This window comes from Ralstonia sp. UNC404CL21Col (assembly GCF_000620465.1).
Classification (GTDB): domain Bacteria; phylum Pseudomonadota; class Gammaproteobacteria; order Burkholderiales; family Burkholderiaceae; genus Ralstonia; species Ralstonia flatus.
In genome coordinates this window covers 423,796-449,935 of the sequence record NZ_JIBE01000004.1, presented here as the reverse complement: position 1 = coordinate 449,935, position 26,140 = coordinate 423,796, and the positions used below count along the sequence as shown (strand labels likewise).

Genomic DNA, 26,140 nt, shown 5'->3' with positions numbered 1-26,140 from the left:
TGGCCTCGCTTTGTGAATTCCGGCGCATTGCTCGTTCACAAAGCACACCCGACCATCTTTCGTCGTCAAAGGCTGAAGATGTTAAGCCCGCTCGCCCCCCGGCCCGCGGGCTTTTTCTTTGCCCGGTCGATACTGAATCTGTACTGTCCGGGACTGTGCGGTGGCGGGGGCGGATGATAGCGCGCCCTCAGCGCGCTGTCGCGTGCGAAGAAGAGGGGTATGCCGTGGATGGGTGTTCCGCGTCATTGGACGTGGCTCCCAGGCCCACGGCCACGGCGGCCAGCAAGACGGCAAGACCGCGCGCGATGTAGAACACCGTTTGCGCCCCCGCTATTTCCGGTTCGGCAGATGGGGTCTCGGCAACGTGGGCGTGCCAGGCACTGCGCGCGGCGCGGTAGGGTAGTGGATCGCGATGGGCCCGCGGCGCGGGCGTGCGGCGTGTCGGATGAGGCTGCACGTGCGACATGGCGGTTCTCCTCATGCTCAAGCGTGCGACCAGGCGCGCCAAAACAGCAGCGCCGTCATCGAAAAACCGAAAGTGGAAATCAACGCCCGTACCACCGGCACCGGCAGACGCTTGCCGACATGCGCGCCGAGATAACCGCCCAGCGCCGCGGCCACCAGCATGACCACCGTCTGCGGCCACCACACCATGTCTGCCAGCGCAAAACAGGCCACCGCCACCAGGTTGGTCGCGCCCACCAGCAGCGTGCGTGAGGCGTTCAGTGCTTTGATGTCGTCGTGGCCGAACAGGGTCCAGACGGCCATCATCATGATCCCGACCGCGCCGCCAAAGTAGCCGCCATAGATGGCCAGCGCGCCTTGCGCGATCAGCAGCGTGGTGCGCCCGATCTGCACGCGCCGGCGCAGCCACGCCCCGGCCTGCTTGCCGAAGGTGAATGCCAGCGAGCCGATCAACAGCAGCCACGGCACGATGAAATCGAACGCGCGAGACGACGTGTTCATCAGCAGCAGCGCGCCGAGCAGTCCACCCACCAGGCTGATCGCGACCATGGCGCGCATCGAGACGTGCCCGAAGCCGCGATAGTCCGCGCGATACGCCCAGGCCGACGTGGCCGCGCCCGGCAGCAGCGCGACCGTACTCGACGCATTGGCAAAGACCGACGGCACACCCGCGAACATGAGCGCGGGCAGGGTGACAAACGAGCCGCCGCCCGCCAGCGCATTCATCATGCCGGCGAGCAGGCCCGCGCCAAAAAGCAACGGCGTGGTGGATTCCATTGGGGGCGATGTCTGAGATGTTTTGTTTTTAGGTGCCTCAGTTTCGGGCACTGGCGACCCCGCGACAATCTGCGATACATTGACCGAGCCTCAGCGCAGGACTGAGGCTGACGCCAACTTTGAGACGCATCGTGCGCTTCGACCTCACAGACCTCCGACTCTTCCTCCACACCGCTGAAGCCGGCAGCATCACTGCGGGCGCCGAGCGCGCGCACCTGACATTGGCGTCGGCCAGCGCGCGCATCCGCGGGATGGAAGACACACTGGGCGTGCCGCTGCTCACGCGCAACCGGCGCGGCGTGGAAACGACCGCTGCCGGCCGCACGCTCGTCCACCACGCCCGCGTGGTCCTCCAACAGATGGACCGCATGCGCGGTGAGCTGGGCGAATACGCGCGTGGCCTGAAGGGCTACGTGCGGCTGCTTTCCAACACGGCCGCCATGACGGAGTTCCTGCCGGAAACGCTCAGCGCTTTTCTCGCCGCGCATCCGGAAGTGGATATCGACCTGGAAGAGCTGGTGAGCCACGAGATTGTCGAAGCGATTGCGCAGGGGCGCGCCGACATCGGCATCGTCAACGACGCGGTCGATCTGTCGGGGCTGGAGACCTTTCCGTTCCGCCACGACCGCCTCGTGCTGGTGACCGCGCGCGACCACCCGCTGGCCGAGCGCCGCGAGCTGGCCTTCGTTGAAACCTTGCAGGAAGATTTTGTCGGCCTGACGGGCGACAACGCATTGCAGGCGTATCTGGCAGGGCATGCTGCGCGCGCCGGCCATCGGCTCAAATACCGCGTGCGGTTGCGCAGCTTCGACGCCGTCTGCCGCATGGTGGAACGCAACGTGGGCGTCGGGGTGATTCCCGAGCATGCGGCGATCCGGCTGCAGCGCTCCATGGCCATCCGCCGTGTGCGCCTGACCGACGCCTGGGCGACGCGCCTGCTGCGGATTTGCGTGCGTCATTTCGACGATCTGCCCGTCTTTGCGCGCCAGCTGATCGAGCATTTGCGCGAGGCCTGAGCGGGGTGCGTGTCCGTCATTTGGCGGAGAGATGCTGTTTGAACTCGCGCCGCTGAAAACGCGTCGGTACACTGCAAGCAGTTGCGGGCCGTCCAGCCACTGACGTGCGGCGCCGCACCAACCCTCCGCTCATGGAGCACATCATGGCGTCTGCCGGTGTTCCCCCAGGTGTTCCGCCGATCGGCCTGCTGCACGCGGCGCGTGCGCTGCGCATCTATCGGCGCCACGAGATCAATGCGCTGGCGTGGATCGCGCTGGGCGTGTGCCTGCGCAGCCCGGCGCCCATGGTGGCCATCAGCGTGGCGCTGCTGATCGTGTGCGCGTGGTCGCTCACGCGGCACATCCAATATATGAGACCGCTGTATGAGCTGCCGGTGTTCAGCCGATTGCTCGCACACAGCGGCATGGCATTCGCGGCCATCAACGCGGCGCTGCTGGCGGTGGAACTCGCCACGGGTGCCGGACGCGGCGCATGGTTCGACGCCGATGGCTGGCTAGCCCCCGCGTGGCCGCAGATATTGCCGGACATGGCCGGCACGATCGAGCTGATGCTCGTCAGCGCGCAATGGATCGTCGTGCTGGGCGTGGTGATGGCCGCAACGGCCTGGGCGTGGCTGAGCCTGGGCGGTGGCCGTTCGTTGCGCTTTCCGCCGCGCTCGCAATGAGCGCATGGCTCGGGACAATCCGGGCTGGTCTGGCGAAGGAATTCCTCCTATAAGTGGCGATGTCGGTTGCAGGTGCGTTTCTGTAGCGCCCGGACTGTAGCGCCCGGACGAGGCGTGCTGTTGGAGCGTGCATCACACGCTCCGAACCTCAGGAGACAGGCATGACATCGCTGGATGCCTTCCTGCGGTGCCGCGACTTTCTGCTCGCGCACCGTGAGGATTACGACACCGCCGTGCGCGACTTTGCGTGGCCCGAGCTGGACCGCTTCAATTGGGCGCTCGATTATTTCGACACCATGTCGCGCGGCAACGACGCGCTCGCCCTCTGGGTCGTCGACGATCAGGGCAACGAGACGCGGCTGTCGTTCGCGCAGATGGCCGAGCGCTCGGCGCGCGTGGCCAACCATTTGCGGGCACTGGGCGTGCAGCGCGGTGACCGCATCCTGCTCATGCTCGGCAACGTGCCGGGGCTTTGGGATGTGATGCTCGCCAGCATCAAGATCGGCGCGGTCATCATCCCGGCCACGACGCTGCTCACCGCCGAAGACCTGCGCGAACGCATCGCCATGGGCGAGGTGAGCCACGTGGTGGTGGGCGGGGCAGATTGCGCCAAGCTCGACGCGGTATCGGGCACGTTCACGCGCATCGCGGTCGGTACGGACAAGGCGCCCGCCGGCTGGCACCGCTTTGAAGACGCTTACGATGCGTCCGCCGAATTCACGCCGGATGCGCCCACGCAGGCCAGCGATCCGTTGCTGCTGTATTTCACGTCCGGCACCACGTCCAAACCCAAACTCGTCATGCATACGCATGCGAGCTACCCGGTCGGGCATCTGTCCACGCTGTACTGGATCGGTCTGCGCCCCGGTGATGTGCACTGGAATATCAGCTCGCCCGGCTGGGCCAAGCACGCGTGGAGCTGCTTCTTCGCGCCGTGGAATGCCGGCGCCACCGTCTTCATCTACAACTACGCGCGCTTCGAACCCAAGGCGGCGCTCGACGTGCTCTGCCGCGCCAAGGTGACGACACTGTGCGCACCGCCCACGGTATGGCGCATGTTGATCCAGGAAGATCTGGCCACGTGGAAGCCGGCGCTGCGCGAACTCGTTGGTGCAGGCGAGCCGCTCAACCCGGAGGTGATCGAACGTGTGCGCGCCGCGTGGGGCATCACCATCCGCGACGGCTATGGCCAGACCGAAACCACTTGCCAGATCGGCAACAGCCCGGGGCAGCCCGTCAAGGCGGGCTCGATGGGGCGCCCGCTGCCGGGCTACCGCATCACGCTGCGCGACCCCGACGGCCACGAGGCGGAAGAGGGGGAGATCTGCATCGAATTGAATTCACGGCCGACCGGCCTGATGGAAGGCTACGCCGGCAACGCCGACAAAACCGCCGAAGCGATGCGCGGCGGCGTGTATCACACCTCCGACATTGCGGCGCGCGATGCCAGCGGCTACCTGACCTACGTCGGCCGCGCCGATGACGTATTCAAGGCATCGGATTACCGAGTCAGCCCGTTCGAGCTGGAGAGCGTGCTGATCGAGCACCCGGCCATCGCCGAAGCCGCCGTTGTGCCGAGCCCCGACCCGCTGCGCCTGGCCGTGCCGAAAGCCTTCCTGGTGCTGCGTGCGGGGCACGAAGCCGGGCCGGAACTGGCGCGCGACATCCTCCGCTTTTGCCGCAGCCGATTGGCTTCATACAAGCGCGTGCGCCGCATCGAATTTGCCGATCTGCCCAAAACCATCTCGGGCAAGATCCGGCGCGTCGAACTGCGCATGCGTGAAGCCGCGCGCAGCGAGAACACCGCTGGCGTACGCAACCTGCAGGAATATTGGGAAGAGGATTTCCCGACCGACTGATGTGCGATGTGCGCGTTCTGTTCTGGCGTTTGGGCGTTTTGGCACCCACGGAACGTGCGGCCCCCCGACCGCACGTTCCGCTGCGCCAGCGCTGAGGGACGTCAGCGCGACGAGCGAGGGACCAGGCGCAGTTGACGCACGCGATCCAGGTCGTAAGCGGGGACGCCGCCGTGCGGCAGCGATGCGCGTGAGGCGGCCAGGTCGCGGCCACGTACGATGACCGGCGCGAGCGAGCCAGCGCGGATCAGGTCCGACGCAGCCAGCTCGATCCAGTCGCGGTAATTTCGATAGACCTCTTCGGCCGTGATCTTCTGATGTGCGCAATCGCAGAGCGACAGGGCTTCGGATGTGACGAAACAGCTCACGACCTTGCCGTCGACGATGGCTTGGAAGAACAGGTCGCCTACGGACCTGAAGGTCTTGCCGGTGAATGAAATGTTCATGATGCTCCCCCCATTGACCAGGCGCGCCGGATGAGCGGCGTGCCCCACATGCCGCTTTCGCGGCGTAGTGGCCACATGCAGGAGCGTGATTTCCGAATGGAGGGATGACGATGCTCCAGATGCTGAATCCATCCGGATGCGGTTGACCCAGTAAAGCGGGTCGGACTATCCCTCGGTGCCGTTATGCCGGTCTGTCAATTCGGTGTTTGACTGCGATTCGCTCTCGCGCTGCGACCTTCCCCGTACAAAATTTGCTTATGTTTTTATGGTTACCACAATCGGTGCAGCAGCCCGAGACCTACGGCGATCGAGATGGCCAGCATCCAAAGAAACACGGTAGAGGCGCGCGTGGGGAGGCGCGTTTGAAAAAGGCGCCGACGCGTAGGAATCACCTGCCAATTGGCAGTGTGACGTTCCCACCCCAGGCGAGCAGTGAAGCCCGCTGTTCCCCGTTTCATTGTTCCCATGGCTCGCTCCCGAAAGCTCGTCGATGCCGCGTATTTAGTTTTATTTAATTCTGCTTTTCTTCGATTGCATTCTAGGACACTCTATGCAGACCGCCAGCGCCTCTTGGCATGATTCTTATCCTCCATTTGGCTCATAAACGGGAGGTTTAGGACATATTGGGGGTGCAAATATGAAGTGATATTCATCACTCGCCAAGACGATTAATCGACGCGCAAACGCTTACGTTTCAAACGCCGGTCGATCGTGCCTCGCAACCTGCCTGCAAGGTACCGCCGATACAGTCATGCGCCTTCGTTGGGGCATGTTGCAAGTCTGCACAGAAACGGGCGCTCCAGCGTAAAACAGCAAGAATGCAACGCCGGCTGCGGTACAGTGCCGCCGGGCCGGCAAGGCATGAGAGAACGTGCAGGACATCAACATGACGCAAGCAAGACACGCCCGGAACATCAGGGCGTTCGCAGGGTTCGGGCGTTTGGGGAGCGCCGCCCTGGTGGCATCGACAACATGGGTGGTGACGACCGCCGTGCTCGCTGCCCCGCCAAGCCTGGCAACGCGCCGCGCCGCCGTGGAGTCGACCTTGGCGCGTGCGGCCAGCTGCCAGCATCTGGGCGATTACTACTGGGAAATTGGCGACGCCGGTGGCGTGCTGATGCGCGGGCAGCAGGGCCAGCGCATCGGTGCCAACAAGACAGTGCGGCTGGCATCGGCATCCAAATGGGTGTTTGGCGCCTACGTGGTCGAACGGGCCAAGGGCAAACCCACACCTGCCGAAATCGATGCACTCACCATGCGCTCGGGTTACGACGGGCTGAATCCGCTGCTGTGCAATCGTAATGACACGGTGCAGAGCTGCTTTGAGCGCGGCCGCAACGCGACCTTTACGCCAGGGCACGTCGGGCGTTTCAGTTACAACGGCGGCCATGACCAGAAGCTGCTGATCGATCTCGGCCTGGGCCGCGCCGACGCCGAGGCGCTCAACAACGACCTCGACCGCCAGCTTGCCAATGCACCCGGCCTGCGCGACGGCGGCCAGCCGCTCGGCATCCGCTACCTCGCGCCCGAGCCAGCCGGCGGGATGATCGCCACGCCTGCCGGTTATGGGCAGTTCTTGCGCCGCCTCATCCGCGGCGAATACCAGCTCGGCAAGATGCTCGGCCAGCATGCCGTCTGCACCGAGCCCGGCACCTGCCCGACGGCGGTCAGCACGCCGGCCGCGCTGCCGTGGCACTACGCGCTCAACTACTGGATCGAAGATCAGCCCGGCGGCGATGGCGCGTTCAGCTCGGCCGGGGCATTTGGCTTCTATCCGTGGATTACCGCCGACAAACGCTACTACGGCATGCTGGTACGCGAGACGCTCGGCCCACGCGCCTATGTGCGCAGCGCGGCATGCGGCGCACTGATCCGCCGTGCCTTTGCGGACGGCAAGCCGCAGCATCCTGCGGAAGGCGCCGGCAGCGCCGATTTCGCCGACTGACAGGCCCCGTAGGTCAAGCGGGCAAGCCATCGCCTAACGTGGTTGAAGGTGGCGCCGCATCCTGTCGGCATTCTTGAGCGCCTTCGGCACGCCGGTTGCGACGCACGGGCCACCTACCTACATGGAGATGGCCCATGGTCCGGCACCCCCTGCGCGGCAGCGAACGCACCATTCCTCAAGACGCCCGCATCCTCGGCGATGCGCACCCCGCGGAGCAGATCCGCGCGCTCGTGCAGTTGCGCCGTCCGAATGAGGCGGATCTGGATGCGCGCCTGTCCGGATTTGCACACGCGCATGCAGCCGGAACGCCACCGCCCACGCCCCTCACGCGCGAACAATGGGCCGCCCAGTTTGGCGCCACCACAGACGACATCGACGCCGTCCGCAACTTCGCCCGCGAACACGGTTTGCAAGTCGTCGACGTGAGCGTGGCCGCCGCCACCGTCACGCTCGAAGGCGCCGTCGAACAGTTCTGCAAGGCATTCGATACGCATCTGCATCGCGTGGCACATGGCGATTGCGAATACCGCGGGCGTTCCGGCCCGCTGCGCTTGCCGGAGTCGTTGCAGGACGTGGTCGTTGCCGTGCTGGGGCTGGACTCGCGCCCGCAGGCGGAGCCGCATTTCCGTTTCGTGCCGCTGCCCACGGGAACGACTGAGCCCGGAGGCATCCGGCCCGCGCGTGCAGCGCCCACGGCGTCGTACACGCCGGTGCAGCTCGCGCAGCTCTACGGTTTTCCGCAGGGCGATGGCGCGGGCCAGTGCATTGCGTTGATTGAACTTGGCGGCGGCTATCGGGAAGACGATCTGCGGGCGTACTTCCAGGAGCTTGGCGTGCCGATGCCGACAGTGACAGCTGTGCCGGTCGGGCAGGGCGCCAATCGGCCAACGGGCGACCCGGGCGGCCCGGACGGCGAAGTCATGCTCGACCTCGAGGTGGCAGGCGCTGCGGCACCGGGCGCCACGCTGGCCGTGTACTTCACCGTCAATACCGATGCCGGTTTCGTGCAGGCCATCAACGCTGCCATCCATGACACCAAGCTGCGGCCATCGGTGGTGTCCATCAGTTGGGGCGCGCCCGAAAGCGCCTGGACGCCGCAGGCCATGCAAGCCGTGAACGCCGCACTGCAAAGCGCAGCGACGATGGGCGTGACGGTGTGTGTGGCCTCGGGCGACAGCGGCTCCACCGACGGCTTGCCTGATCGCACGGACCACGTCGACTTTCCCGCCTCCAGCCCGTACGCGCTCGCATGCGGCGGCACCAGCGTGCGCGCCAGCGGAAACCGCATCGCAGAGGAAACGGTGTGGAACGCCGGCGCGCAGGGCGGTGCGGGCGGCGGCGGGGTGAGCGCGGTGTTTGCGCTACCAAGCTGGCAGCAAGGCCTGGCGGCGCAGCAGACGCGGGGCGCGAGTGTGCCGCTGGCGCGGCGCGGCGTGCCCGATGTATCGGCCGATGCCGACCCGCTGACGGGCTACGTCGTCCGCGTGGATGGCGAGACCGGTGTCGTGGGTGGCACCAGCGCGGCCGCGCCGCTGTGGGCTGCGCTCATCGCGCGCATCAATGCCATCAAGGGGCGGCCGGTCGGTTATCTGCATGCGCGGTTGTATCAGAACCCCGGCGCGTTCAACGACATCAAGCAGGGCAACAACGGCACCTTTGCCGCGGCGCCCGGTTGGGACGCCTGCACCGGCCTGGGCAGTCCCAAGGGCGACGCGATCGCGAACCTTTTCTAGCAGCGAGGCACGCATGACCACCACCGACCAGCCGTTCTTCGACCCCACCGCCTACGGCAACGGCCCCGACGACAGCGTGACCGACACCAGCGAGGGCATGGCGATCACGCACCACACCGTGCGCATCGGCGGACGCGACATCGCCTACACCGCGCACGCCGGCCACCTCGTCACGGTCGACCCGAGCAGTTCGCAGCCGGTGGCCAAGATGTTCCATGTGGCCTTTGTGGCCGATGCACCGGAAGGCGGCGCGCAGGCGCGGCCGGTCACGTTCTTCTATAACGGCGGGCCGGGGTCTTCGGCAGTGTTTGTGCTGCTCGGGTCGTTTGCGCCGCGCCGCATCGTGACGTCGATGCCGTCGTTCACGCCGCCCGCGCCGTATCGCATGGAAGACAATCCCGACAGCCTGCTCGATCGCTCCGACCTCGTCTTCATCAACCCGGTCGGCACCGGCTATTCGACGGCCATCGCGCCCAAGCGCAACCTCGATTTCTGGGGCGTTGACCAGGACGCGCGCAGCATCGCGCAGTTCATCAAGCGCTGGCTGACGGCCAATGATCGATGGAATTCACCCAAGTTTCTGTTTGGCGAGTCTTACGGCACGGCGCGTTCCTGCGTGCTCTCGTATGTGCTGCACGAGGACGGGGTCGACCTGAACGGCATCACGCTGCAGTCGTCCATCCTCGACTACACGCAGGCGGGCAATCCGGTGGGGCTTTTGCCGACGTGCGCGGCGGACGCGTGGTTCCACAAGCGTGCCACCTCGCCCAAAGGCGGGCCGCTGCCCGCTGACGTGGGCGACTTTGCGGAAGCCGCCGCCGTATTTGCCAGTACCGATTACGAAAAAGCGCTTGCCAAGCCCGCGCATGCCGATCCGGCCGTGCTGAAAGCGTTGGCGGCCTACACCGGCATCGACGCGGCCACGCTGCAGGGCTGGCGGCTGGATGTGGCCGCGTCTGACGGCGCAGGCACGTCGCTGTTCCTGACCACACTGCTGGCAGACAAGGGCTTGTCGCTGGGTGCGTACGACGGCCGCGTCACGGGCATCCACACCGGCATTGCGGCCAGTGTCGATCCCAACTCGGGCGGCAACGATCCGACCATGACGGCGGTGTCCGGCGTCTACACGGCCATGTGGAACACCTACCTGAACGACGACCTGAAGTTCACGTCCAACTCCGCCTTCACGGACTTGAACGACCAGGCCTTCCGCCACTGGGATTTCCGCCACACCGACCCGACCGGCGCGCAGAAGGGGCTCGATGCCAATGGCAATGTCGCCCTTTACACCGCCGGCGACCTGGCCGCCACGATGAGCCTGAACGTGGATCTGAAAGTCTTCTCCGCCAACGGCTACTACGACTTCGTCACGCCGTTCTACCAGACCATGCTGGATCTGAAGGCGATGCCGTTGCTGGATGCCGATGTGCGCAAGAACCTGTCGGCGGGGTTCTATCCGTCGGGGCACATGGTGTATTTGGATGGCGGCTCCCGCACGGCATTGAAGGCCGACCTCGCGCGCCTGTATGACGCCGCCACGACCGACCACCAGGCCGTCGCGCGCATCCGCATGCTGCAAGCGCGCAAGGCCTGAGCCTCCGGTTTGCGGATCAATACCCGCGGTAATACGGGTGGTAGTAATGCGGGCGGTCGTAATAGCCGCCCGCCGGCACCACCACGCAGGCGCTCAGCGCAGAGGTGGCGGCAGCAGCAAGGATGAGCAGGGCGATGGTGCGTTTCATGATGAGGCTCCGTGGTGATGGTGACCGTTGATCTGGCCTCACTGTATGGAAATGCCTCGCAACCGCGCTTTACCGTTTGTAAGAAAAACTGTGACGTCCAGGCCGGTAATCCGTCTTCCCGCCCGCATTGGCAACGCGCGGATCGGGGGCGCCGTAATTTGCCGTTACCTTTGCGGCGGGACTGTGGAGCACCGCGCGCCTGCTCGGGCACTGTCAGTGCAGCGCCACAATGTTCCACGAACTTATCGTCACACTATTGACAGATCGTCGAGATAGGCGGGAAATACACCAAACGGCAAACGTTGTGCTTCAAGTTTGAACGCGCGGCGCCGATAGCCGTTTATATAGAGACAGATGTCAGGGCGCCTCGGCCCAGTCGAGGCAGCAAGCCCTGCGGGGACCATGCGATGCGCGCTACCCAACGGTGCGCATCGGCAACATATCGGGGGGATGCATCATGACGAATTTTCTGGAATCCACCATCGCCTGGGCTGCACCGTGCCTGATCGCCACCGCGATCGTTGTGCCGGTCATGTGGAGCAAGCTGCGGGCGCGCCGTGTGCTCGAAGCCATGCATCAGGCGCGCGAACACCGCGACGAGTAATCGGCCGATTAGCCCACCGGGGCGATCGCACCTTGTTGTCACGGCAGTAGAAAACGAAAACGGGCGCCAGCAGCGATGCGGCGCCCGTTTGGCATTGTGCGAGGCAGGGTGCGGCGCGTCCCGTTGCGCCGCCATCCCGTTCGCTCAGGCTGCCACGGCCTGGCTTACAACGTCGCGCATGGCGGCGTGTGCGGCTTCCAAGGCCTGTGCGCGAGCGTCCGGGCCCATCGCCAGGCGTTCTGCGCGTACAAACTGCACATCGGTGATGCCGAAGAAGCCGAACACGGTCTTCAGATAGGCCTCCTGGAAGTCCATGGCGGCGGCCGGGCCGGCGGAGTACATACCGCCGCGCGTCGATGCCACGATCACCTTCTTGCCACCGGCCAGGCCAACCGGGCCGGTTTCCGTGTACTTGAACGTGCGGCCGGCTTGCGCCACGCGGTCGATCCACGCCTTGAGCTGACTCGGCACCGAGAAGTTGTACATCGGCGCGCCGACCACGATCACGTCGCTGGCGAGCAGTTCATTCACGAGCGTTTCCGAGCGGGCATGCTCGGCGCGGGTCGCGTCGTCAAAATCGTCGGCACCCGTGGCGCGGAAGCCGGCGGCAATGGCGCCGTCCAGGTGAGGGATGGCTTCGACCGACAGGTCGCGGTGGACGACGGTGGCGCTCGGGTTTTCGCGGCGCAGCTCGTCGACAATGGCGGCGCTCAGGAGGCGCGAAGCCGAGGCGTCACCGAGGATGCTGGAATCAATGTGAAGGACTTGCATGGTGTCTCTCCAAGAAAAAGGTGGGTTGCTGCAAAGATAGTGCGATGCAGCGAGTTCCAGTAGTGGGTCGAATCGACACACATCGTTCTATGAGTGAGACAATGCGCCGGTCCTTTGGAGAACGGCCATGGAAGACCTGAACGACCTCGTCCTGTTTGCCAGCGTGGTGACCCACGGCAGTTTTTCCGGCGCCGCCAGGGCGCTGGGGATTCCGAAATCGCGTGTGAGCCGGCGCGTGGCCGATCTGGAAACGCGCCTGGGGGTGCGGCTGCTGCAACGCTCGACGCGGGCGGTGCATGTGACGGACGTGGGCTCGGCGTTCTATACGCATTGCGAATCGATGACGCAGGCCGCGCGCGCCGCCTTCGAAGTGGCGGAGCACGCGAGCGAAAAGCCTTCGGGCCGGCTGCGCGTGAGCTGTCCGGTGGGCGTGGCGCATGTGTTCATCGCGCCCGTGCTGTCCAAATTCCTGCGCGCGCAGCCCGATGTGAGGCTGGAGCTGGACGTGACGAACCGCCGTGTCGACGTGATCGGCGACGGCTACGACGTGGCGCTGCGCGTGCGCTCGACGCTGGACGATTCCAACCTCGTCGTGCGCAGCTTTGGCGTGAGCGACCAGGTGCTGGTGGCCAGCCCGTCGTTTGTTGCCGAGCATGGCCCGTTTGAGACGCCCGAATCGATGCGCGGCGTGATGGGCGTGGGCGTGGAGGGCGCCGCAGGCGAGCGGACGCGCTGGCGCCTGACCACAGCCGAAGGCGGTGCGGTCGATATCGAATACACCCCCGCATTGGTGACGGACGACCTGTACCTGATGGGCCAGACCGCGCTGGCTGGCATTGGCGTGGCGCAACTGCCGTTCAACCTCTGCGCGGAGCCCGTGCGCGACGGTCGGCTGGTCGTGCTGCTGCCGGAATACCGCTTGCCGGTGCACCAGTTTCACGCGGTATTTCCGTCACGCCGGGGGCTGGTGCCGGCTGTGCGCGCGTTCATCGAATTCCTGGCCGAGGAGTTGCCCGGCATCACGGCGAATGTCAGCCGCTGTTATGAAGACATCGTTCGGAAACCCGATCGTTGACTCTGCAACGAATGCGAATCGGCAGTATCATCAATGGCTTCGCTTCCCCCATTGGCGTGCATGCTCCGAGCGGCATGCGCGCACTCTCCCATGTCCTCCCGCCCCAGCATTGAACCGCCCAAGCCCGACACGCCCACTGCGCCAATCGCGTCGGCACCCAGCGCGGCATCCAGCCCGCTGGACGCGCTACCGGTTGCCGACATTCCGGTGATGGCGGTGATGGGCGGGCTGATGCTCGCCATCTTGCTGGGCGCGCTGGAACAGACGATCGTTGCCGTGGCGCTGCCCGTGATCGCGGGCGAATTCAACGGCTTTGCGCTGATGGCGTGGCTGGTGTCGGCGTATCTGGTGGCGTCCACGGTCGTCACGCCCATCTACGGCAAGTTGAGCGACCTCTACGGCCGCCGCGCCATGCTGACGACGGCCATCGTCCTGTTCGTGCTGGCGTCGGTGGCGTGTGCGTTGGCGACCAGCATGCCGATGCTGCTGGTTGCGCGCGTGCTGCAGGGCCTGGGCGGCGGCGGCTTGATCTCGGTGTCGCAGGCCACGATTGCCGATGTGGTGCCGCTGCGCGAGCGGGGCCGCTACCAGGGCTACGTGAGCGGCATGTGGGCCATGGCCAGCCTCGCCGGGCCGGTGATCGGCGGTTACCTGACGCATTACTTGTCGTGGCGCTGGATTTTCTGGATCAACCTGCCGCTGGGCATCGTCGCGCTGCTCGTCGTGCGCCGCACGCTGCGGCATCTGCCGGTGGCGCATCAGCGTCGCCCGATCGACGTGCCGGGCGTGTTGCTGTTTGCCGCGGGGCTGACCGCGCTCTTGCTGATGATCACCCGGGTGGGACAGGGCACGCCGCTCACGCAGCCCGACAACCTAGGCCTACTGGCGGGCGCGGTGGTGTTGCTGGGCGCGTTCGTCTGGCAGGAAAACCGTGCCGTCGAGCCGATCATTCCGCTGTCGATGTTCCGTGTGCGCACGGTCACGATCTGCTGCCTGGCGCTGTTCCTGTGTTTCTTCCAGTTGATTGCCACGTCGGTGCTGATGCCGCTGCGCTTTCAGATGGTGGCCGGTGCCAGCCCCGATGCGGCCGCGCTGCGCCTCGTGCCGCTCACGCTGTCGATTCCGCTTGGCGCCTTCATTGCCGGCCGGTGGATGACGCACAGCGGCCGCTACAAGCCGTTGATGCTGATTGGCGCAAGCGTGGTGCCGTTCGCCGTCGCATCGCTGGGTTTGCTCGACCCGCACAGCGTGCTGGCGCTCACCTTGGCAATGATCGTGCTCGGCCTGGCGATCGGCGTGCAGTTCCCGACTGGCCTGGTCGCCACGCAAAACGCGGTGCCACCGCAGACGGTGGGCCTGGCCACGGCGCTGACCGCCTTCTCGCGCCTGTTGGGTGGCGCGGTGGGCGTGGCGGTGCTGACCTCCGTGTTGATTGCGCTGCTGCGGCAGGCTGCGCCCGGCGCCCAGGTGGCGGCCGGCGGCGACGTGCTGATGGACCTGTTCCACGCGGCCCTGGCAAGCAATGGCGCCGACGCCCAGGCGTTGCAACGCGCAGGCGAAAGCGCGTTCCGGCATCTGTTCTTCTTTGCCGCGGCGGTGTCGGTAATTTCGCCGCTGCTGATCGTGCGGCTGGAAGAGAAGGCGCTGCGCGGCAAGGTGTCACTTGCCGAAGCCATCGAGTAAAAGACGAGCGCGCTAGCTCGCGGCAGGCGCCAGCGCGCGCCGACGAGCGCGGCGCGCCACGCTGCCGTCATGCAACGCCCAGCGCAGCGTCGGTGCCACGGTGCGCATGGCCGCCGAGGCAAACGCCGCCTGCAGCGGCGGCCGCTTCAGATCAAGCATCTGGATGGCCCACGGCGGCAACAGCTGGATGCCCGCGTCCAGAAAGAGGCGGACCGCTGGACGCAACCCCGGGCGCGGCGCCTGCCACGTCATCAAGACGTCCACCACCGTGCGCGTGCGATCGCTGGCCACCAGCTCGGCGCGCATCGCGTTCAGATAAGTCTGCACCGCCGCCCGCGATTTCGGCACGTCTCGCGCGCCGAGCATCTCGGCCACCAGCGCGGTCTCTTCAAAGTAGCGATCCTGCTGCGCGCCGCTCAGGCCGGCATCCACATAGCGCAGATAGCCCGCCAGGAAGCTCGACATTTCGGCCACGTGCACCCAGGTGAGCAGGTCGGGGTCGTTGGCGGAATACGGCCGGCCATCGGGCGCGATGCCCTGCACACGGTCATGGATGGTCTTCACGCGGTCGATGAGCGCCAGCGCATCTTGCCGGCTGCCATACGTGGTGCCGGCCACGAACTGCGCGGTGCGGCCCAGGCGCCCTTGCAGGTCTTCACGAAAATTGGAGTGGTCCCACACGCCGGCCAGCGCGCGGGGGTGCAGCGCCTGCAACAACAACGCGCTGATGCCGCCGGCCATCATCGCCGGAAAATCGGCGTGCACCTTCCAGCAGACTGCATCGGGGCCGAACAGGCCGGGGTCGCCGGGCGGTGAAGCAATGTCGAGGGTGAGGCTGCCGGTGGCGCGCGTCAGGCCGCGGACCTGATTGGCGATGCGTTCGCGAATGGCGTCGAATGGCGAGGGCATGGTGCCGAAAGTGCCGGGAAGCACGAGGCGAAGAAGCGTTCATTTTACCGAGCCGCATCGGCGCATGCCTTGGCAGCCGTGATGACAGAACGCCGCATGGACGATGTGCCGGCGCAGGACCATTTGTTGCGACGGCATGTGCATCCGCGCCTCCTAGAATGAAGAACGATTCCACGAGAACGCCATGCCTATGACCCCCCGTCGACATACCGCCTGGTCTGGCTCGCTTGCCGTGATTGCCTTGATGGCAAGCCTGTGCCTGAGCCTCCCCGCGCGTGCGGCAGACAACGCGCAAGCGCTGCGCGACAAATACCAGACCGTGGCGCCCCAGCTGGCCGATAACGTGTTCCATCGTCCGTTGGTGCTGGAATCCACCGAAGCGCCCGAACGGCTCAAGAGCGACATCTATAGCGTGCTCGACTACCCGTTCGCCACCGTCAAGAGCGCGCTGGGCGATCCGGAGCATGGCGCTGCCAACTGGTGCGACGTCCTCATCCTGCATCTGAATATCAAGTACTGCCACGCCACGCAGGGCACGGATGGCAGCGTGCTGAACGTGAACCTCGGCCGCAAGGTGGAGGACTCGCTGTCCAGCAGCTATCGCCTCGAGTTCGGTTATCACCCTGTTGTCAGCAATGCGGATTACTTCCGCGTGGAACTCAGCGCGGCTTCCGGCCCGCTCAGCACGCGGGACTACCACATCATGCTGGAGGCCATTCCCGCGCCGGGCGCCGGCAACCACACCTTCCTGCACCTGACCTACGCATACGGTTACGGCGCGGCGGGGCGCCTGGCGATGCGCACATACCTTGCCACCGTGGGCAGCGGCAAGGTCGGTTTTACCAAGACGGCGGAATCTTCATCGGGCGGGGAGCCCGAATATGTGGGCGGCGTGCGCGGCCTGCTCGAGCGCAACACGATGCGCTACTACCTCGCCATCGACGCCTACCTCAAGTCGCTGTCGGCACCGGCGGACAAGCGCTTGCAGCAGCGGCTGAACACCTGGTTCAGCGCCACCGAGCAGTACCCGCGCCAATTGCATGAAATCGAACGGCAGGATTATCTGCAGATGAAGCACCACGAAATCGAGCGCCAGCAGACGGCGCAGTGACGCTCTTGGTAAGTCAGGCCGGGCGGTAGACCTTGGCGAAGCGCTGCGCCTGCACGACGCCGTAGTCGCCGGGGGCGTATTGGAGCACCCAGTCACCGGGCTCGCCGTGCAGTACATCGCCGGCTTCGGAGCGCGCCATCGAGAACGCTTCACGCATCTGCTTGGCCAGCACCACGCTCGGCCGGTTGCGGTAGGCGCCAGCCTGACCATGCGCGAGCGATGCATCGGCGGGAGCGTACTTCGCATCGAAACGCTCGCGCGAGACCACCCAGCGGTCGCCGGTTGAACCGGTGATCAGCGCATCGCCGGAGGCGTAGCGATTGGGGCCTTCCAGGCTCATCAGCTCGCCGGCTTCGACGGCAAAGTCGACGTGGACAATCTCATCCTTGACGAAGGGGCGGGCGGCGGGGTCCGTGCGGAGGTCGACGTGTTGCAGGGCGGGCATGAGGTGACGCGAAAGGCGGTGAAAGCCCGGTCGGGCGAAAGGCTGTAAGCGTAGCGCAAATGGGGCCGTTGGGCCCCGTGTTTCCGTCGCGGCGTCGGTCATGCCGTGTAGGGCCGTGTAACCAACGTCGATAGAGCGATGGGCCGATCGCGCGCACAATACCGCAGCTCAATTTCGCGGAGTGTGCATGCTCATCGATTGGTCCCTCATCGCCACGCGCGAGGCTGACGCGCTGCACGACACGATCGTCGACGTGGAAGGCTGGGCGATGCCGCTGGACGCCGCGGCGCAGTCTGCCGACTATTTCCTGCTGAGCGCTGAGGCGCCGTGCTGCGGCGGTTGCGTGTCGCGCAACCCGGCCGCCAGCATCGAGGTGTTTGCAGCGCAGCCGATGCCGGTGGGGGACGTGACGCGCGTCCGCGGCCGGTTGGTGCGTTTGCACGACGACCCTGCGGGCTGGCGTTATCAATTGGTCGATGCGGCGCTCTCGCCTGGGCAGCCTGCGGCCGGATCGCCGCGCATCAGCCGTCGCGTGTTCCTTGCGGCAGGTGCCGCGATGGGCTTGGCAGCTTGCGCGCCGGGCCGCTTTGCCAACTACACCGATGCGCCGTCAGAGGCGTCGTCCATGTGGGCGCCGCCGGCCGGCACGTTGACCGTCGATATGCACAGCCACGCCGGGCGCGTGACTGTCTCGCGCGATCCCAAGATCGGCGCCAACCGCCCCTTCTTGCCGGTGGCGGAGCCGATGCGCGCCGGCGGCATGCAGGTCATCTGCCTGGCCATCGTGACCGACACCACGGCCGTGCACGTGGGCGCTGGCGGCAACCGTTTCGAGGCGTTCCGCACGCCCGAGCCCGGGGAGCTTTACCAGCTCGGCATGACAGAGTTTGCGCGTGCCCAGCGGCTGATCGAGCGTGAGCAACTGCATGTGGTGACCGACGCCGCCTCGCTGGCCGCCATGGGCACGCAAGGGCCGAGCGTCATCATCGCGTCGGAAGGTGCGGACTTTCTGGAGGGCCGCATCGAACGCGTGGACGAGGCCTACACGCAGCACCGTCTGCGGCACCTGCAACTGACGCACTACCGCGTGAATGAACTGGGCGACATCCAGACCGAACCGCCGGTGCATGGCGGCCTGACGGATTTCGGCGCAGACGTGGTGCGCCGCTGCAACGCGCTGGGCATTGTGGTGGACGTGGCGCACGGCACGTATGACCTCGTCAAGCGGGCCGCGGCGACGACCACCAAACCGCTGGTGCTGTCGCATACGGCGTTGTCACGGGCGCCCAGGTCGCGCAGCCGGCTGATTTCCGCCGACCATGCACGCGCAGTGGCGGAGACGGGCGGCGTGATCGGCGTATGGCCCAATGCGGCGGATTTTCCCAACCTCGATGCCATGGCGTTGGGCATCAAGCGCATGGCCGATGTGGTGGGCGTGGCGCACGTGGGGCTGGGCACCGACATGCTGGGCTTTATCCGGCCGCCGGTGTTCACGGGCTATGCGCAGTTGCCGGCGCTGGCGACGGCGTTGCTGAAGGCGGGATTCACGTCAGGGGAAGTTGGGCAGATCCTGGGCGGCAACTACCGGCGCGTGTTCGAGGCGACGGTGGGTTGATCGGGGCCCGCAAGGCGGCCAACACCTCGCGGGCCCGATCACCGCACTTCCCCGTGTGCCCTGCTTGTCAGCGGTGTATCAGCGGTCGTATTCGACCGACGTCGTGAAGTTCAGATCCATCGGATCGGCCCACGACATGTTGGTGAACGACATGTCTTGCGTGCCCGTCCATCCTGCCACCGCAGGGAAGGCCGTTCCTTGATCGCCCGCCACGTTCACGGTGAGCGTGGTGCCGGGTGCCGCCGGTGAGGCGCGGCCCACGCCATTGACGAACACCGTCGGCTGGCCCGACATCGTGGAACGGATCTGCACATTGACGCGCTTCACGAACGGCACGCCGGCCTTGGTCGTCCACGTGACGGGCAGGGTGGGGCCGCCTGCAAACGTCGATGCCGTGCCCGGGGTGAGGATGTCGCGCGTCGCCTGCGAGATGTCCTGCCACGTGTACTGGCGCAGCGCATCCGGCGAGGGCGATGGCGTGCGCAGGCGCACCGTGTACGTCTTCGACGGCTGGCTGGTGACACCACCTTGATAGATGGCGATCGTGTAGGCGCTGAACGGCGTGATGGTCGCCAGCTCCGTTGCCGTCAGTTGCGGCTTGGCCCAGGCCGTGTTGTTGCGCGGTGCGTCGCCTGGCCACGTGAAGCTGCCCTGGTTGGCCGGGTCTTGCGCCACGCCTGCCAGGCGGAAGTTGTTGCGGCAGGCGCTTTGCTTGGCCAGTAGCGCAAGCTGCGCCGGGGTCTGGCTTGCGCCAATCTGGGCGCGGATGTTCAGCGTGTCGCACGTGCCGGAAGACGGCTGCAGGAACACGCCATTGCGCAGGCCTGGGCCCGTCACGATCGCAAAATCGACCGGCGTGCCGGCGGCGTCGACGATGCCGACCTGCATGTTGATCGAATCGACAAACGCATTGGTGCCCGTCATTGCGGTGGCGCTGTTCAACCAGTCCCACTTCTGCGCGTTGGCGTTGACCTTGGTGAACACGGCGCGCTGGTTGCCGACGATGCGCCAGCCGTTGTCGCCGCTGGCGCGCGAGGCGGGCTGCACCGCCACTTGCACGTGCTGCTGCATGCCGTCGCGAAGGCCGTCGGCGCGGGTCCAGGCGAGCTTGATCCACAGCGTGTCACCGCTGCTGGATGCCACGCGGATGATCTCCGGCAGGCTGAAGCTGGCGTTGTTCATCGCGTCATCGGCAAACAGGCCGGGCGCGCCGCCGCCCAATGCGGGGCCGAATTCCTTGTCGGCAGTCAGGCCGTTGTTCAGGTAGGCCGAGGGCACGCCGTTGATGAGCGCGCCGCTGGCCACGTCGTCCACGAAGATCTGGCCGCAGACGGGCACGCTGCCGCCCGTGCGCGCCGCGCCCGTGGAACCCGCAAAGCACTGATTGAGCGCCGTTTGCAGCGCCGCCAGATCGGACGCGGTTGGCAGGTTCGAGACGGGGTTGCCATTGATGGTCGCCACGCTTGGCAGGCTGGCCTTGTCGCTGGGCTGGGGCGCGACGCCTGGCGAGAGCTGCAACTGCGCAGGCGTATCGCTCGACGCGCCTGCCACGGAGCTGATCTGCACGCTGCCGTCCGGCAGCACGTTCACCCGCACCTGATCGAGCAATCGGTCCAACCCCGGGGCGCCCGCCGTCAACGGGCCCGAGATCAGGTCCGCACCGGTGTTGCCGGTGGCGGCCAGCAGGTCGGCCAGCGCGGCGGCGTAGGCGGCGACGGTGCTGGAGACGGTCTGCGCGGTTACCTTGCTTTGCAGCAGGCCCGTGTTGCCCAGGAGCTTGGTCGGGTTGTCGCCGACGATGGTGGCGGCGATGGCGTTGGTGATGGGCGTGATGTTGATCGTCTGCGTGCCGGCACTGGCAGACAGCGCGATCAGCGTGGCTTGCGAATCGGCAACATTGCCGGCCGCCGACAGCACGAACGGCGCGGCAAGACCGGTGACCGTGCACTGGAAGGCGCCCGTGGTGGCGTTGGCCGGGCAGTCGACCGACTTGCCGGTCGCATCCATCAGCGTGACCGTGGCGCCCTGCATGGCTGCCCCCGTGGCGGCGACGCCGCTGACGGTCTGCGCTGCCGGGACATTGGTGCCCGGCGCTGTGCTGGCGCTGCTGCCGGAATCGCCGCCGCCGCAGGCCGATACGGCAAGCGTGGCCAGTGCGATTGCAATGGGGGTGAGTTTCATGGAGTCCTCCCTGGATCGTGGGTGCGCCGTGCGTGCGACGCCGTTATCCCGTTATTCGGCACGGAGATTCTCGAAGCCCGCCCCAAGCGTCCGCATCATTCATTTGGAGGAAAGTGCTGCCAAATGAACGATGTTGATCGGCGCACGCACGTGCTACGTTTGCGCACATAACATGTCCGCTGCCACTTCGCTTGCATGGGGTGAGCACGGCGGGCGCCAAGGCCAGACAGCCATCCTTCGGGGGAGGGACGCGTGCTCAAAGACCAGCTCATTGGTGATCTGTACGAAGCTGCGGTGACGCAGGACGGTTTCCTGGAGGTGTTTCACGACGTCACCGAGGCATTGGGCGCCAACGTGTTCCACATGTTCAGCTGGGACCCCGTTCGGAATGCGCCCCATCTTTCGACTTACTCCCCAGGAAGGGGGTGGGACGACATCATTGCCCGCTACGACCAGTACTACGGCGCGCTTGATCCGCGGCGCGAGTACGTCGCACGTAGTGCGCTCGGTGAATTTGCCTTCTGCCAGGACTACGTGTCGGATGCCTATGTCGAGCGCAGCGAGTTCTACCAGGACTATCAGCTGCCGTCTGGATTTCGCTACCTGATGGGCGTGCGGCTGGCGCGTCCTGGCGGCAGCGACATCCTGCTGGGCATGCTGCGCGCCAACGGCCGCGCTCCGTTTTCGGATGAGGAGCGCGCCACGGCGGCTGGCATGACCGGCCACCTGCAGCGCACCATCAATCTCTGGCAGGACACGCGCGTGCTGCATCGCGATGCAGCCCTCGGCGCAGAACTGATGGAGCAGCTTGGCCTGGCCGTGTTCGCACTCGGGCGGGATCAGCGTGTGCTGTTTGCCAACGCACAGGCCGAGGCGTTGCTGCGCGCATCGACTTGCCTGCGGCTGGAGCATGGCCGGCTGACTGCCGCGTTTGCTGCCGACAACGATGGCCTGCAAGCCGCGCTGGCCCGGGTGGCGAAGTCACGCAAGGGCGAGAGCCTTGCCGTGCGGCCGGCACTCGGGGCGCCGCACGAAGTCTTCCTCGGTATTTCGCAATTGCCGGCCAACGCTGCGCATGCCGCATTTGGCGATGCCGCCATGCTCGTGACAGCGCGCCGCAAGGGCGATGCCGCACCGGTAACGGCCATGCAGTTGCGCCAGGCGTTCGGTTTGTCAGCGGCAGAAGCGGCGGTGGGCGAAGCGCTGATCGCCGGCAAGACGCCTGACGAATACGCGGCCAATGCCAACGTCGCCATGTCGACCGTGCGTTCGCAGCTACGGGCCATCTTTGAAAAGACCTGCACGCGCTCGCAGGCGGAGGCGGTGGGCGCCATGCTGTGGGTGCTGTCGCAGCGCAGGCCGCAAGGCTAGACGGCTGTCAGGAAAATACCGGACGGAAGAAGCTGCGCTCGTAGCTGACGATGCAGCCGGTGTCTTCGGCGTACTGGAAGGCCGCCACGCAATCGGGGTCGGTCTTGGCGCGCTCGCGATAGACCTCGTAGGCGGCCAGGCTCGGGAACGAGAACAAGGCCAGCGCGACGTTGTTCGCCCCTTCCGATGGGAGAAAGTAGCCGTGGTGCTGGCCGCCGAATTTCTCGACGAGCGGAATCCACATCTTTCCGTAGGCTTCGAATTCGGCCAGCCGTGCCGGGTTGATGATGTAGCGGAGGTAGCAGGTGATCATGGCGCGTGCGGTGAGGTCGGAAGCGCACCAGCCTAAACGTCCGCCCGCAGTCCGGTCAATGCCGTGTGCGGGCGGCGTGTTCAGTATCAGTAATAGCGCAACTCCGTCGCCTTGCCGTGGAACACCTTGTACGAGTAGATCGTGTAGCCGACGATGGTCGGCAGCACAATCGCCACGCCCACCAGCATGAATTCAAGCGATTCCGGCGCGCTGGCGGCCTGCCAGATGTCGAGCCGATCCACCACCAGATACGGGAAGAGGCTGTAGGCGAGGCCATTGAAGGCAAGCAGGAAGATGGCCCCGGTACCGACGAACGGCGCCCAGATCAGATGTTCATCGCCCTTGGCAATCTGCTGCGGCAGGCGGCGCAGCACCCAGTCGATCAGCAGGAACAGCACGATGGTCACCAGCGGCACGGGCGCCAGCAGGATGATGTTCGGCAGTGCAAACCACTTGTCGAACACGCGTGTGCTGACCCACGGCGTCGCCAGCGACACGGCGGCCACGCCCAGCGCGGTGAACCACAGGCTGCCGCGTGCCCACTGCACCGCACGCAGCTGCAGCGCGCCTTCCGTCTTCATGATGAGCCACGTGGCGCCCAGCAGCAGGTAGCCGGCAATCAGGCCGCCCGCTGTGCAGATCGCAAAGATGACGTTGGCGGCGTCGTACTGAAAGCCGGTGATGTATAGCCCGAGCATCAGGCCCTGCGCCGCCGTCGCGATGACGGAACCTGCATAGAACGCGCGGTTCCACCACGGCTTGTGGTGCGCGCGCGCCTTGACCCGAAAGTCGAATGCAACCCCGCGCAGGATGAGGCCGAACAGCATCAGCGCCACCGGCAGATACAGCGCGCCCAGGATCTCGCCATGGGCGGCCGGAAACGCCACCAGCAACAGCCCGACACCGAGCACGAGCCACGTTTCGTTGGCGTCCCAGAACGGGCCGATGGAGGCGATCATGGTGTCCTTCTCGGCGTCGTCTGCGCGGCGCAGCAGGATGCCGACACCGAGGTCGTAGCCGTCGAGGACAACGTAAGCCAGCACGGCAATCCCCATCAGGGCCATGAAGACCACCGGCAGCCAGCCAGCGGGTTGGGTGAGGTCGGGGATGGCGTTCATGCTTGGCTCCGGGCGGGTTGGGCAAAGACCGGGTTGGGTGTTTCGATGACGGGCGTGCCGGTGGCATCGGGGTCGGTGGGGTCGATCACGCCACCGGCCTTGCGGGCCAGATAGAAGACCACGCCGATGTAGGCGGCGATAAGGAATGCATACAGCGCTAGGTACATCGCGAGCGTGCTGCCGATCATCGCGGCCGGCACGGACGACGCTGCCTGCGCGGTGGTCAGCACGCCATACACGAGCCAGGGTTGGCGACCGATTTCGGTGACATACCAGCCGGCCACCACTGCGAGCCATCCGGAAAACGTCATCGCCACCAGAACGCGTGCGAGCCAGCGTGGCAGTTCACCGTTGCGGCGCAGGCGCCAGGCGGTTGTCCACGAGACGGCCAACATCAGCAGGCCCACGCCCACCATCAGGCGAAACGCGGAGAACACCGGCAGCACTGGCGGATGCCGATCGAACTGGTCCAGCCCGCGCACCTCGCCGTCCAGTGAATGCGTGAGATACAGCGATGCCGCCTTCGGCACTGCGATTTCGTAGCGATTGCTGCGGGTTGCTTCGTCCGGAATGCCGAACAGCACGGCGGGCACGCCGCGTTCGGTTTGCCAGATGCCTTCCATCGCGGCCAGCTTGGCGGGTTGATGCTCCATTGTGTTGAGGCCGTGTGCATCGCCGGCGGCAATCTGCAGTGGGATCAACACGGCCGCCAGCACCACGCCGGTCTTGAGCGTGGCGCGCACATCGGCAGCGCGATCGTTGCGCAGCCACCGATACGCCGACAGCCCCGCCAGCAGGAACGCGACCGTGAGGCCCGACGCCAGCAGCATGTGGGTGAATCGATACGGAAACGACGGATTGAAGATGATGGCGAGCCAGCTTGCCGGATGGGCGCGGCCGTCGATCATTTCGTAACCGGCCGGTGTTTGCATCCACGAGTTGAGCGCGATGATCCAGAACACGGAAATCGTCGTGCCGAGCGCCACGAGAAACGTCGCGAAGGTATGAATGCGTTCGCTCACGCGGCCGGTGCCGAACAGCATGATGCCGAGGAAACTCGCCTCCAGGAAGAAGGCGGTCAGCACCTCGTACGCCAGCAGCGGGCCCGCGATATTGCCGACGGTATTCATATAGCCGGGCCAGTTGGTGCCGAACTGGAAACTCATCGTGACGCCGGACACCACGCCCAGCGCGAAGGTCAGGGCAAACACCTTCACCCACAGGCGGTACGCAGCCATCCAAGCGGCATCGCCGGTCTTGCGAAAGCGCAGCTTGAAGAACAGCAGCACCCACGCCAGCGCAATGCTGATGGTGGGAAAGAGGATATGGAACGTGATATTGGCGCCGAATTGCACGCGCGCAAGGACAACGGGATCGAGTGACATGGGCTTTCTCGGGGGCTACTTGGACTTGCCGCCAACGACGACGGCAAGCTTGTTCTTCATTTCCAGCAACTTATGCACCTTGGCGCCCATCTTCATGAGTTGCTGCAGCGATTCGGCATCGAGCTTCTGCACGTCGTCGAACCAGTTCGTCATGAGCGTGATGAGCTGGTACATCTCCTTCATGCGCGCCTGGGCGTGGCGGTCGTCGGGGTCGGTCGGGGATTCGAGCATCACGTCGCGCAGCAGCGAGAGCGTGGGGTCGATCTCGCGCTTGCGGCGCTCCTCGGCCAGCGTGCGGAAGATGGTCCAGATGTCGTCCGGGGCGGAAAAATATTCCCGCCGGTCGCCCGGCTTGTGCGAGAGGCGGACCAGCTTCCAGGACTCCAGCTCCTTCAGCCCGATGCTCACGTTCGAGCGCGAGAAGCCCAGCGCCTCGGCGATCTCGTCCGCGTTGATCGGCTCGCGCGCGGCGTAGAGCAGCGCGTAGATCTGCCCGACGGTGCGGTTGATGCCCCAGCGGCTGCCCATCTCGCCGAAATGCAGGACGAAGCGCTGTTTCAAGGGAGAGAGTTGCATTGTTTTGATCTTTCTCAATTTTCAGGAATTTCTGAAATTTTAGGCGTCCTGACGGGCGGTGCAATGTGACGCGCTGTCGCGGGCGTGCAGACGTTGCAGGGGGGCGTTCCGTGCCCCGTACATGTGAGTCGTCCTCACATGAAAACGTATGGCGTGTTGTTATCGCGATATGCACCGCATTAAGACGGCCAGAATTAACGCAAATGAGGGATTAACGGAGCAGGTGGGCTGAGGTAATCCGCTTCGATTTACGGTAAAGGCTTACTGGATATGAGGTAGGCACCCAATCATCATTTTCATCTTGCAATAACTGCTTGGGCAAATGACGATGCCAAGAA

Annotated in this window: 22 protein-coding genes and 1 pseudogene; 12 read left to right on the top strand and 11 right to left on the bottom strand. The window is 65.6% G+C overall.

Translation table 11 applies throughout. The features are described from left to right. Positions 1-483: 483 nt before the first annotated feature. Entirely contained in the window at positions 484-1,242 is a 759-nt protein-coding gene (locus tag N511_RS0110115) for a sulfite exporter TauE/SafE family protein (protein WP_027679181.1), read from the bottom strand. 131 nt (positions 1,243-1,373) lie between these two features. Here N511_RS0110115 and N511_RS0110110 point away from each other — a divergent pair, with 131 nt between their 5' ends. The 3 genes from N511_RS0110110 (at position 1,374) to N511_RS0110100 (ending at position 4,782) form a co-directional block, all read left to right on the top strand. Beyond that, positions 1,374-2,258, top strand: a complete 885-nt coding sequence (locus tag N511_RS0110110) for a LysR substrate-binding domain-containing protein (protein ID WP_027679180.1) — start codon at positions 1,374-1,376, stop codon at positions 2,256-2,258. A gap of 143 nt (positions 2,259-2,401) precedes the next feature. After that, complete coding sequence (locus tag N511_RS0110105) at positions 2,402-2,923, top strand: hypothetical protein (RefSeq protein ID WP_027679179.1); 522 nt, start codon at positions 2,402-2,404, stop codon at positions 2,921-2,923. 161 nt (positions 2,924-3,084) lie between these two features. After that, positions 3,085-4,782 carry an AMP-binding protein gene (locus tag N511_RS0110100; RefSeq protein WP_027679178.1) on the top strand — a complete coding sequence of 566 codons (1,698 nt, stop codon included), beginning with the start codon at positions 3,085-3,087 and terminating at the stop codon, positions 4,780-4,782. Between the two features lie 101 nt (positions 4,783-4,883). On the opposite strand, the gene N511_RS0110095 is transcribed toward N511_RS0110100, so the two are convergent. Continuing rightward, positions 4,884-5,225 carry a DUF1488 family protein gene (locus N511_RS0110095; protein ID WP_027679177.1) on the bottom strand — a complete coding sequence of 114 codons (342 nt, stop codon included), beginning with the start codon at positions 5,223-5,225 and terminating at the stop codon, positions 4,884-4,886. Positions 5,226-6,111: 886 nt separating this feature from the next. On the opposite strand from N511_RS0110095, the gene N511_RS0110090 reads away from it, so the two are divergent. From N511_RS0110090 to N511_RS24010, 3 genes and pseudogenes are all read left to right on the top strand, one after another. After that, positions 6,112-7,170, top strand: coding sequence for a hypothetical protein (locus N511_RS0110090; RefSeq protein WP_027679176.1), 1,059 nt, complete (start codon positions 6,112-6,114; stop codon positions 7,168-7,170). Positions 7,171-7,304: 134 nt separating this feature from the next. Further along, a pseudogene (locus N511_RS25500) lies at positions 7,305-8,717 on the top strand (S53 family peptidase); the annotation flags it as partial. A gap of 46 nt (positions 8,718-8,763) precedes the next feature. Beyond that, positions 8,764-10,497: a S10 family peptidase gene (locus N511_RS24010; RefSeq protein WP_081785349.1), complete on the top strand. Its 1,734-nt coding sequence runs from the start codon at positions 8,764-8,766 to the stop codon at positions 10,495-10,497. A 16-nt stretch (positions 10,498-10,513) separates the two neighbouring features. Here the strand turns inward: N511_RS24010 and N511_RS25590 are convergent, their stop codons facing one another. Continuing rightward, complete coding sequence (locus N511_RS25590; RefSeq protein ID WP_004627564.1) at positions 10,514-10,645, bottom strand: hypothetical protein; 132 nt, start codon at positions 10,643-10,645, stop codon at positions 10,514-10,516. Between the two features lie 457 nt (positions 10,646-11,102). Between N511_RS25590 and N511_RS25375 the strand changes: the two genes are divergently transcribed. After that, complete coding sequence (locus N511_RS25375; RefSeq protein WP_037026581.1) at positions 11,103-11,249, top strand: hypothetical protein; 147 nt, start codon at positions 11,103-11,105, stop codon at positions 11,247-11,249. A 144-nt stretch (positions 11,250-11,393) separates the two neighbouring features. Here N511_RS25375 and N511_RS0110065 read toward each other — a convergent pair whose 3' ends face one another. Then, complete coding sequence (locus N511_RS0110065; RefSeq protein WP_004627558.1) at positions 11,394-12,020, bottom strand: FMN-dependent NADH-azoreductase; 627 nt, start codon at positions 12,018-12,020, stop codon at positions 11,394-11,396. Between the two features lie 127 nt (positions 12,021-12,147). Between N511_RS0110065 and N511_RS0110060 the strand changes: the two genes are divergently transcribed. Continuing rightward, on the top strand, positions 12,148-13,095 hold the full coding sequence (locus N511_RS0110060; RefSeq protein WP_027679174.1) for a LysR family transcriptional regulator: 948 nt from the start codon (positions 12,148-12,150) through the stop codon (positions 13,093-13,095). Between the two features lie 90 nt (positions 13,096-13,185). Then, the gene (locus N511_RS0110055) at positions 13,186-14,778 is read left to right on the top strand and encodes an MDR family MFS transporter (RefSeq protein ID WP_027679173.1); all 1,593 of its coding nucleotides are present in this window, start codon (positions 13,186-13,188) and stop codon (positions 14,776-14,778) included. Positions 14,779-14,790: 12 nt separating this feature from the next. Here N511_RS0110055 and N511_RS0110050 read toward each other — a convergent pair whose 3' ends face one another. Continuing rightward, positions 14,791-15,687, bottom strand: a complete 897-nt coding sequence (locus N511_RS0110050; RefSeq protein ID WP_027679172.1) for an oxygenase MpaB family protein — start codon at positions 15,685-15,687, stop codon at positions 14,791-14,793. A gap of 184 nt (positions 15,688-15,871) precedes the next feature. Between N511_RS0110050 and N511_RS0110045 the strand changes: the two genes are divergently transcribed. Further along, positions 15,872-16,798: a hypothetical protein gene (locus tag N511_RS0110045; RefSeq protein WP_027679171.1), complete on the top strand. Its 927-nt coding sequence runs from the start codon at positions 15,872-15,874 to the stop codon at positions 16,796-16,798. Positions 16,799-16,811: 13 nt separating this feature from the next. Here the strand turns inward: N511_RS0110045 and N511_RS0110040 are convergent, their stop codons facing one another. Continuing rightward, a complete protein-coding gene (locus N511_RS0110040; protein ID WP_027679170.1) occupies positions 16,812-17,243 on the bottom strand; it encodes a PGDYG domain-containing protein in 432 nt (143 codons plus the stop codon). A 187-nt stretch (positions 17,244-17,430) separates the two neighbouring features. On the opposite strand from N511_RS0110040, the gene N511_RS24895 reads away from it, so the two are divergent. Then, on the top strand, positions 17,431-18,858 hold the full coding sequence (locus N511_RS24895; RefSeq protein ID WP_231479604.1) for a dipeptidase: 1,428 nt from the start codon (positions 17,431-17,433) through the stop codon (positions 18,856-18,858). A 78-nt stretch (positions 18,859-18,936) separates the two neighbouring features. On the opposite strand, the gene N511_RS0110030 is transcribed toward N511_RS24895, so the two are convergent. Continuing rightward, positions 18,937-21,039: a hypothetical protein gene (locus tag N511_RS0110030; protein WP_027679168.1), complete on the bottom strand. Its 2,103-nt coding sequence runs from the start codon at positions 21,037-21,039 to the stop codon at positions 18,937-18,939. A gap of 252 nt (positions 21,040-21,291) precedes the next feature. On the opposite strand from N511_RS0110030, the gene N511_RS0110025 reads away from it, so the two are divergent. Beyond that, on the top strand, positions 21,292-22,410 hold the full coding sequence (locus N511_RS0110025) for a helix-turn-helix transcriptional regulator (RefSeq protein ID WP_027679167.1): 1,119 nt from the start codon (positions 21,292-21,294) through the stop codon (positions 22,408-22,410). A gap of 7 nt (positions 22,411-22,417) precedes the next feature. On the opposite strand, the gene N511_RS0110020 is transcribed toward N511_RS0110025, so the two are convergent. The 4 genes from N511_RS0110020 to N511_RS0110005 form a co-directional block, all read right to left on the bottom strand. Beyond that, positions 22,418-22,723 (bottom strand): NIPSNAP family protein, encoded by a 306-nt coding sequence (locus tag N511_RS0110020; RefSeq protein ID WP_027679166.1) that lies wholly within the window; start codon positions 22,721-22,723, stop codon positions 22,418-22,420. 86 nt (positions 22,724-22,809) lie between these two features. Continuing rightward, positions 22,810-23,841, bottom strand: a complete 1,032-nt coding sequence (locus N511_RS0110015) for a cytochrome d ubiquinol oxidase subunit II (RefSeq protein ID WP_027679165.1) — start codon at positions 23,839-23,841, stop codon at positions 22,810-22,812. Further along, on the bottom strand, positions 23,838-25,226 hold the full coding sequence (locus N511_RS0110010) for a cytochrome ubiquinol oxidase subunit I (protein ID WP_027679164.1): 1,389 nt from the start codon (positions 25,224-25,226) through the stop codon (positions 23,838-23,840). Before N511_RS0110010 ends, N511_RS0110015 begins: the two co-directional genes overlap by 4 nt. A 15-nt stretch (positions 25,227-25,241) precedes the next feature. After that, positions 25,242-25,802, bottom strand: a complete 561-nt coding sequence (locus N511_RS0110005) for a GbsR/MarR family transcriptional regulator (RefSeq protein ID WP_004627541.1) — start codon at positions 25,800-25,802, stop codon at positions 25,242-25,244. Positions 25,803-26,140 lie beyond the last annotated feature (338 nt).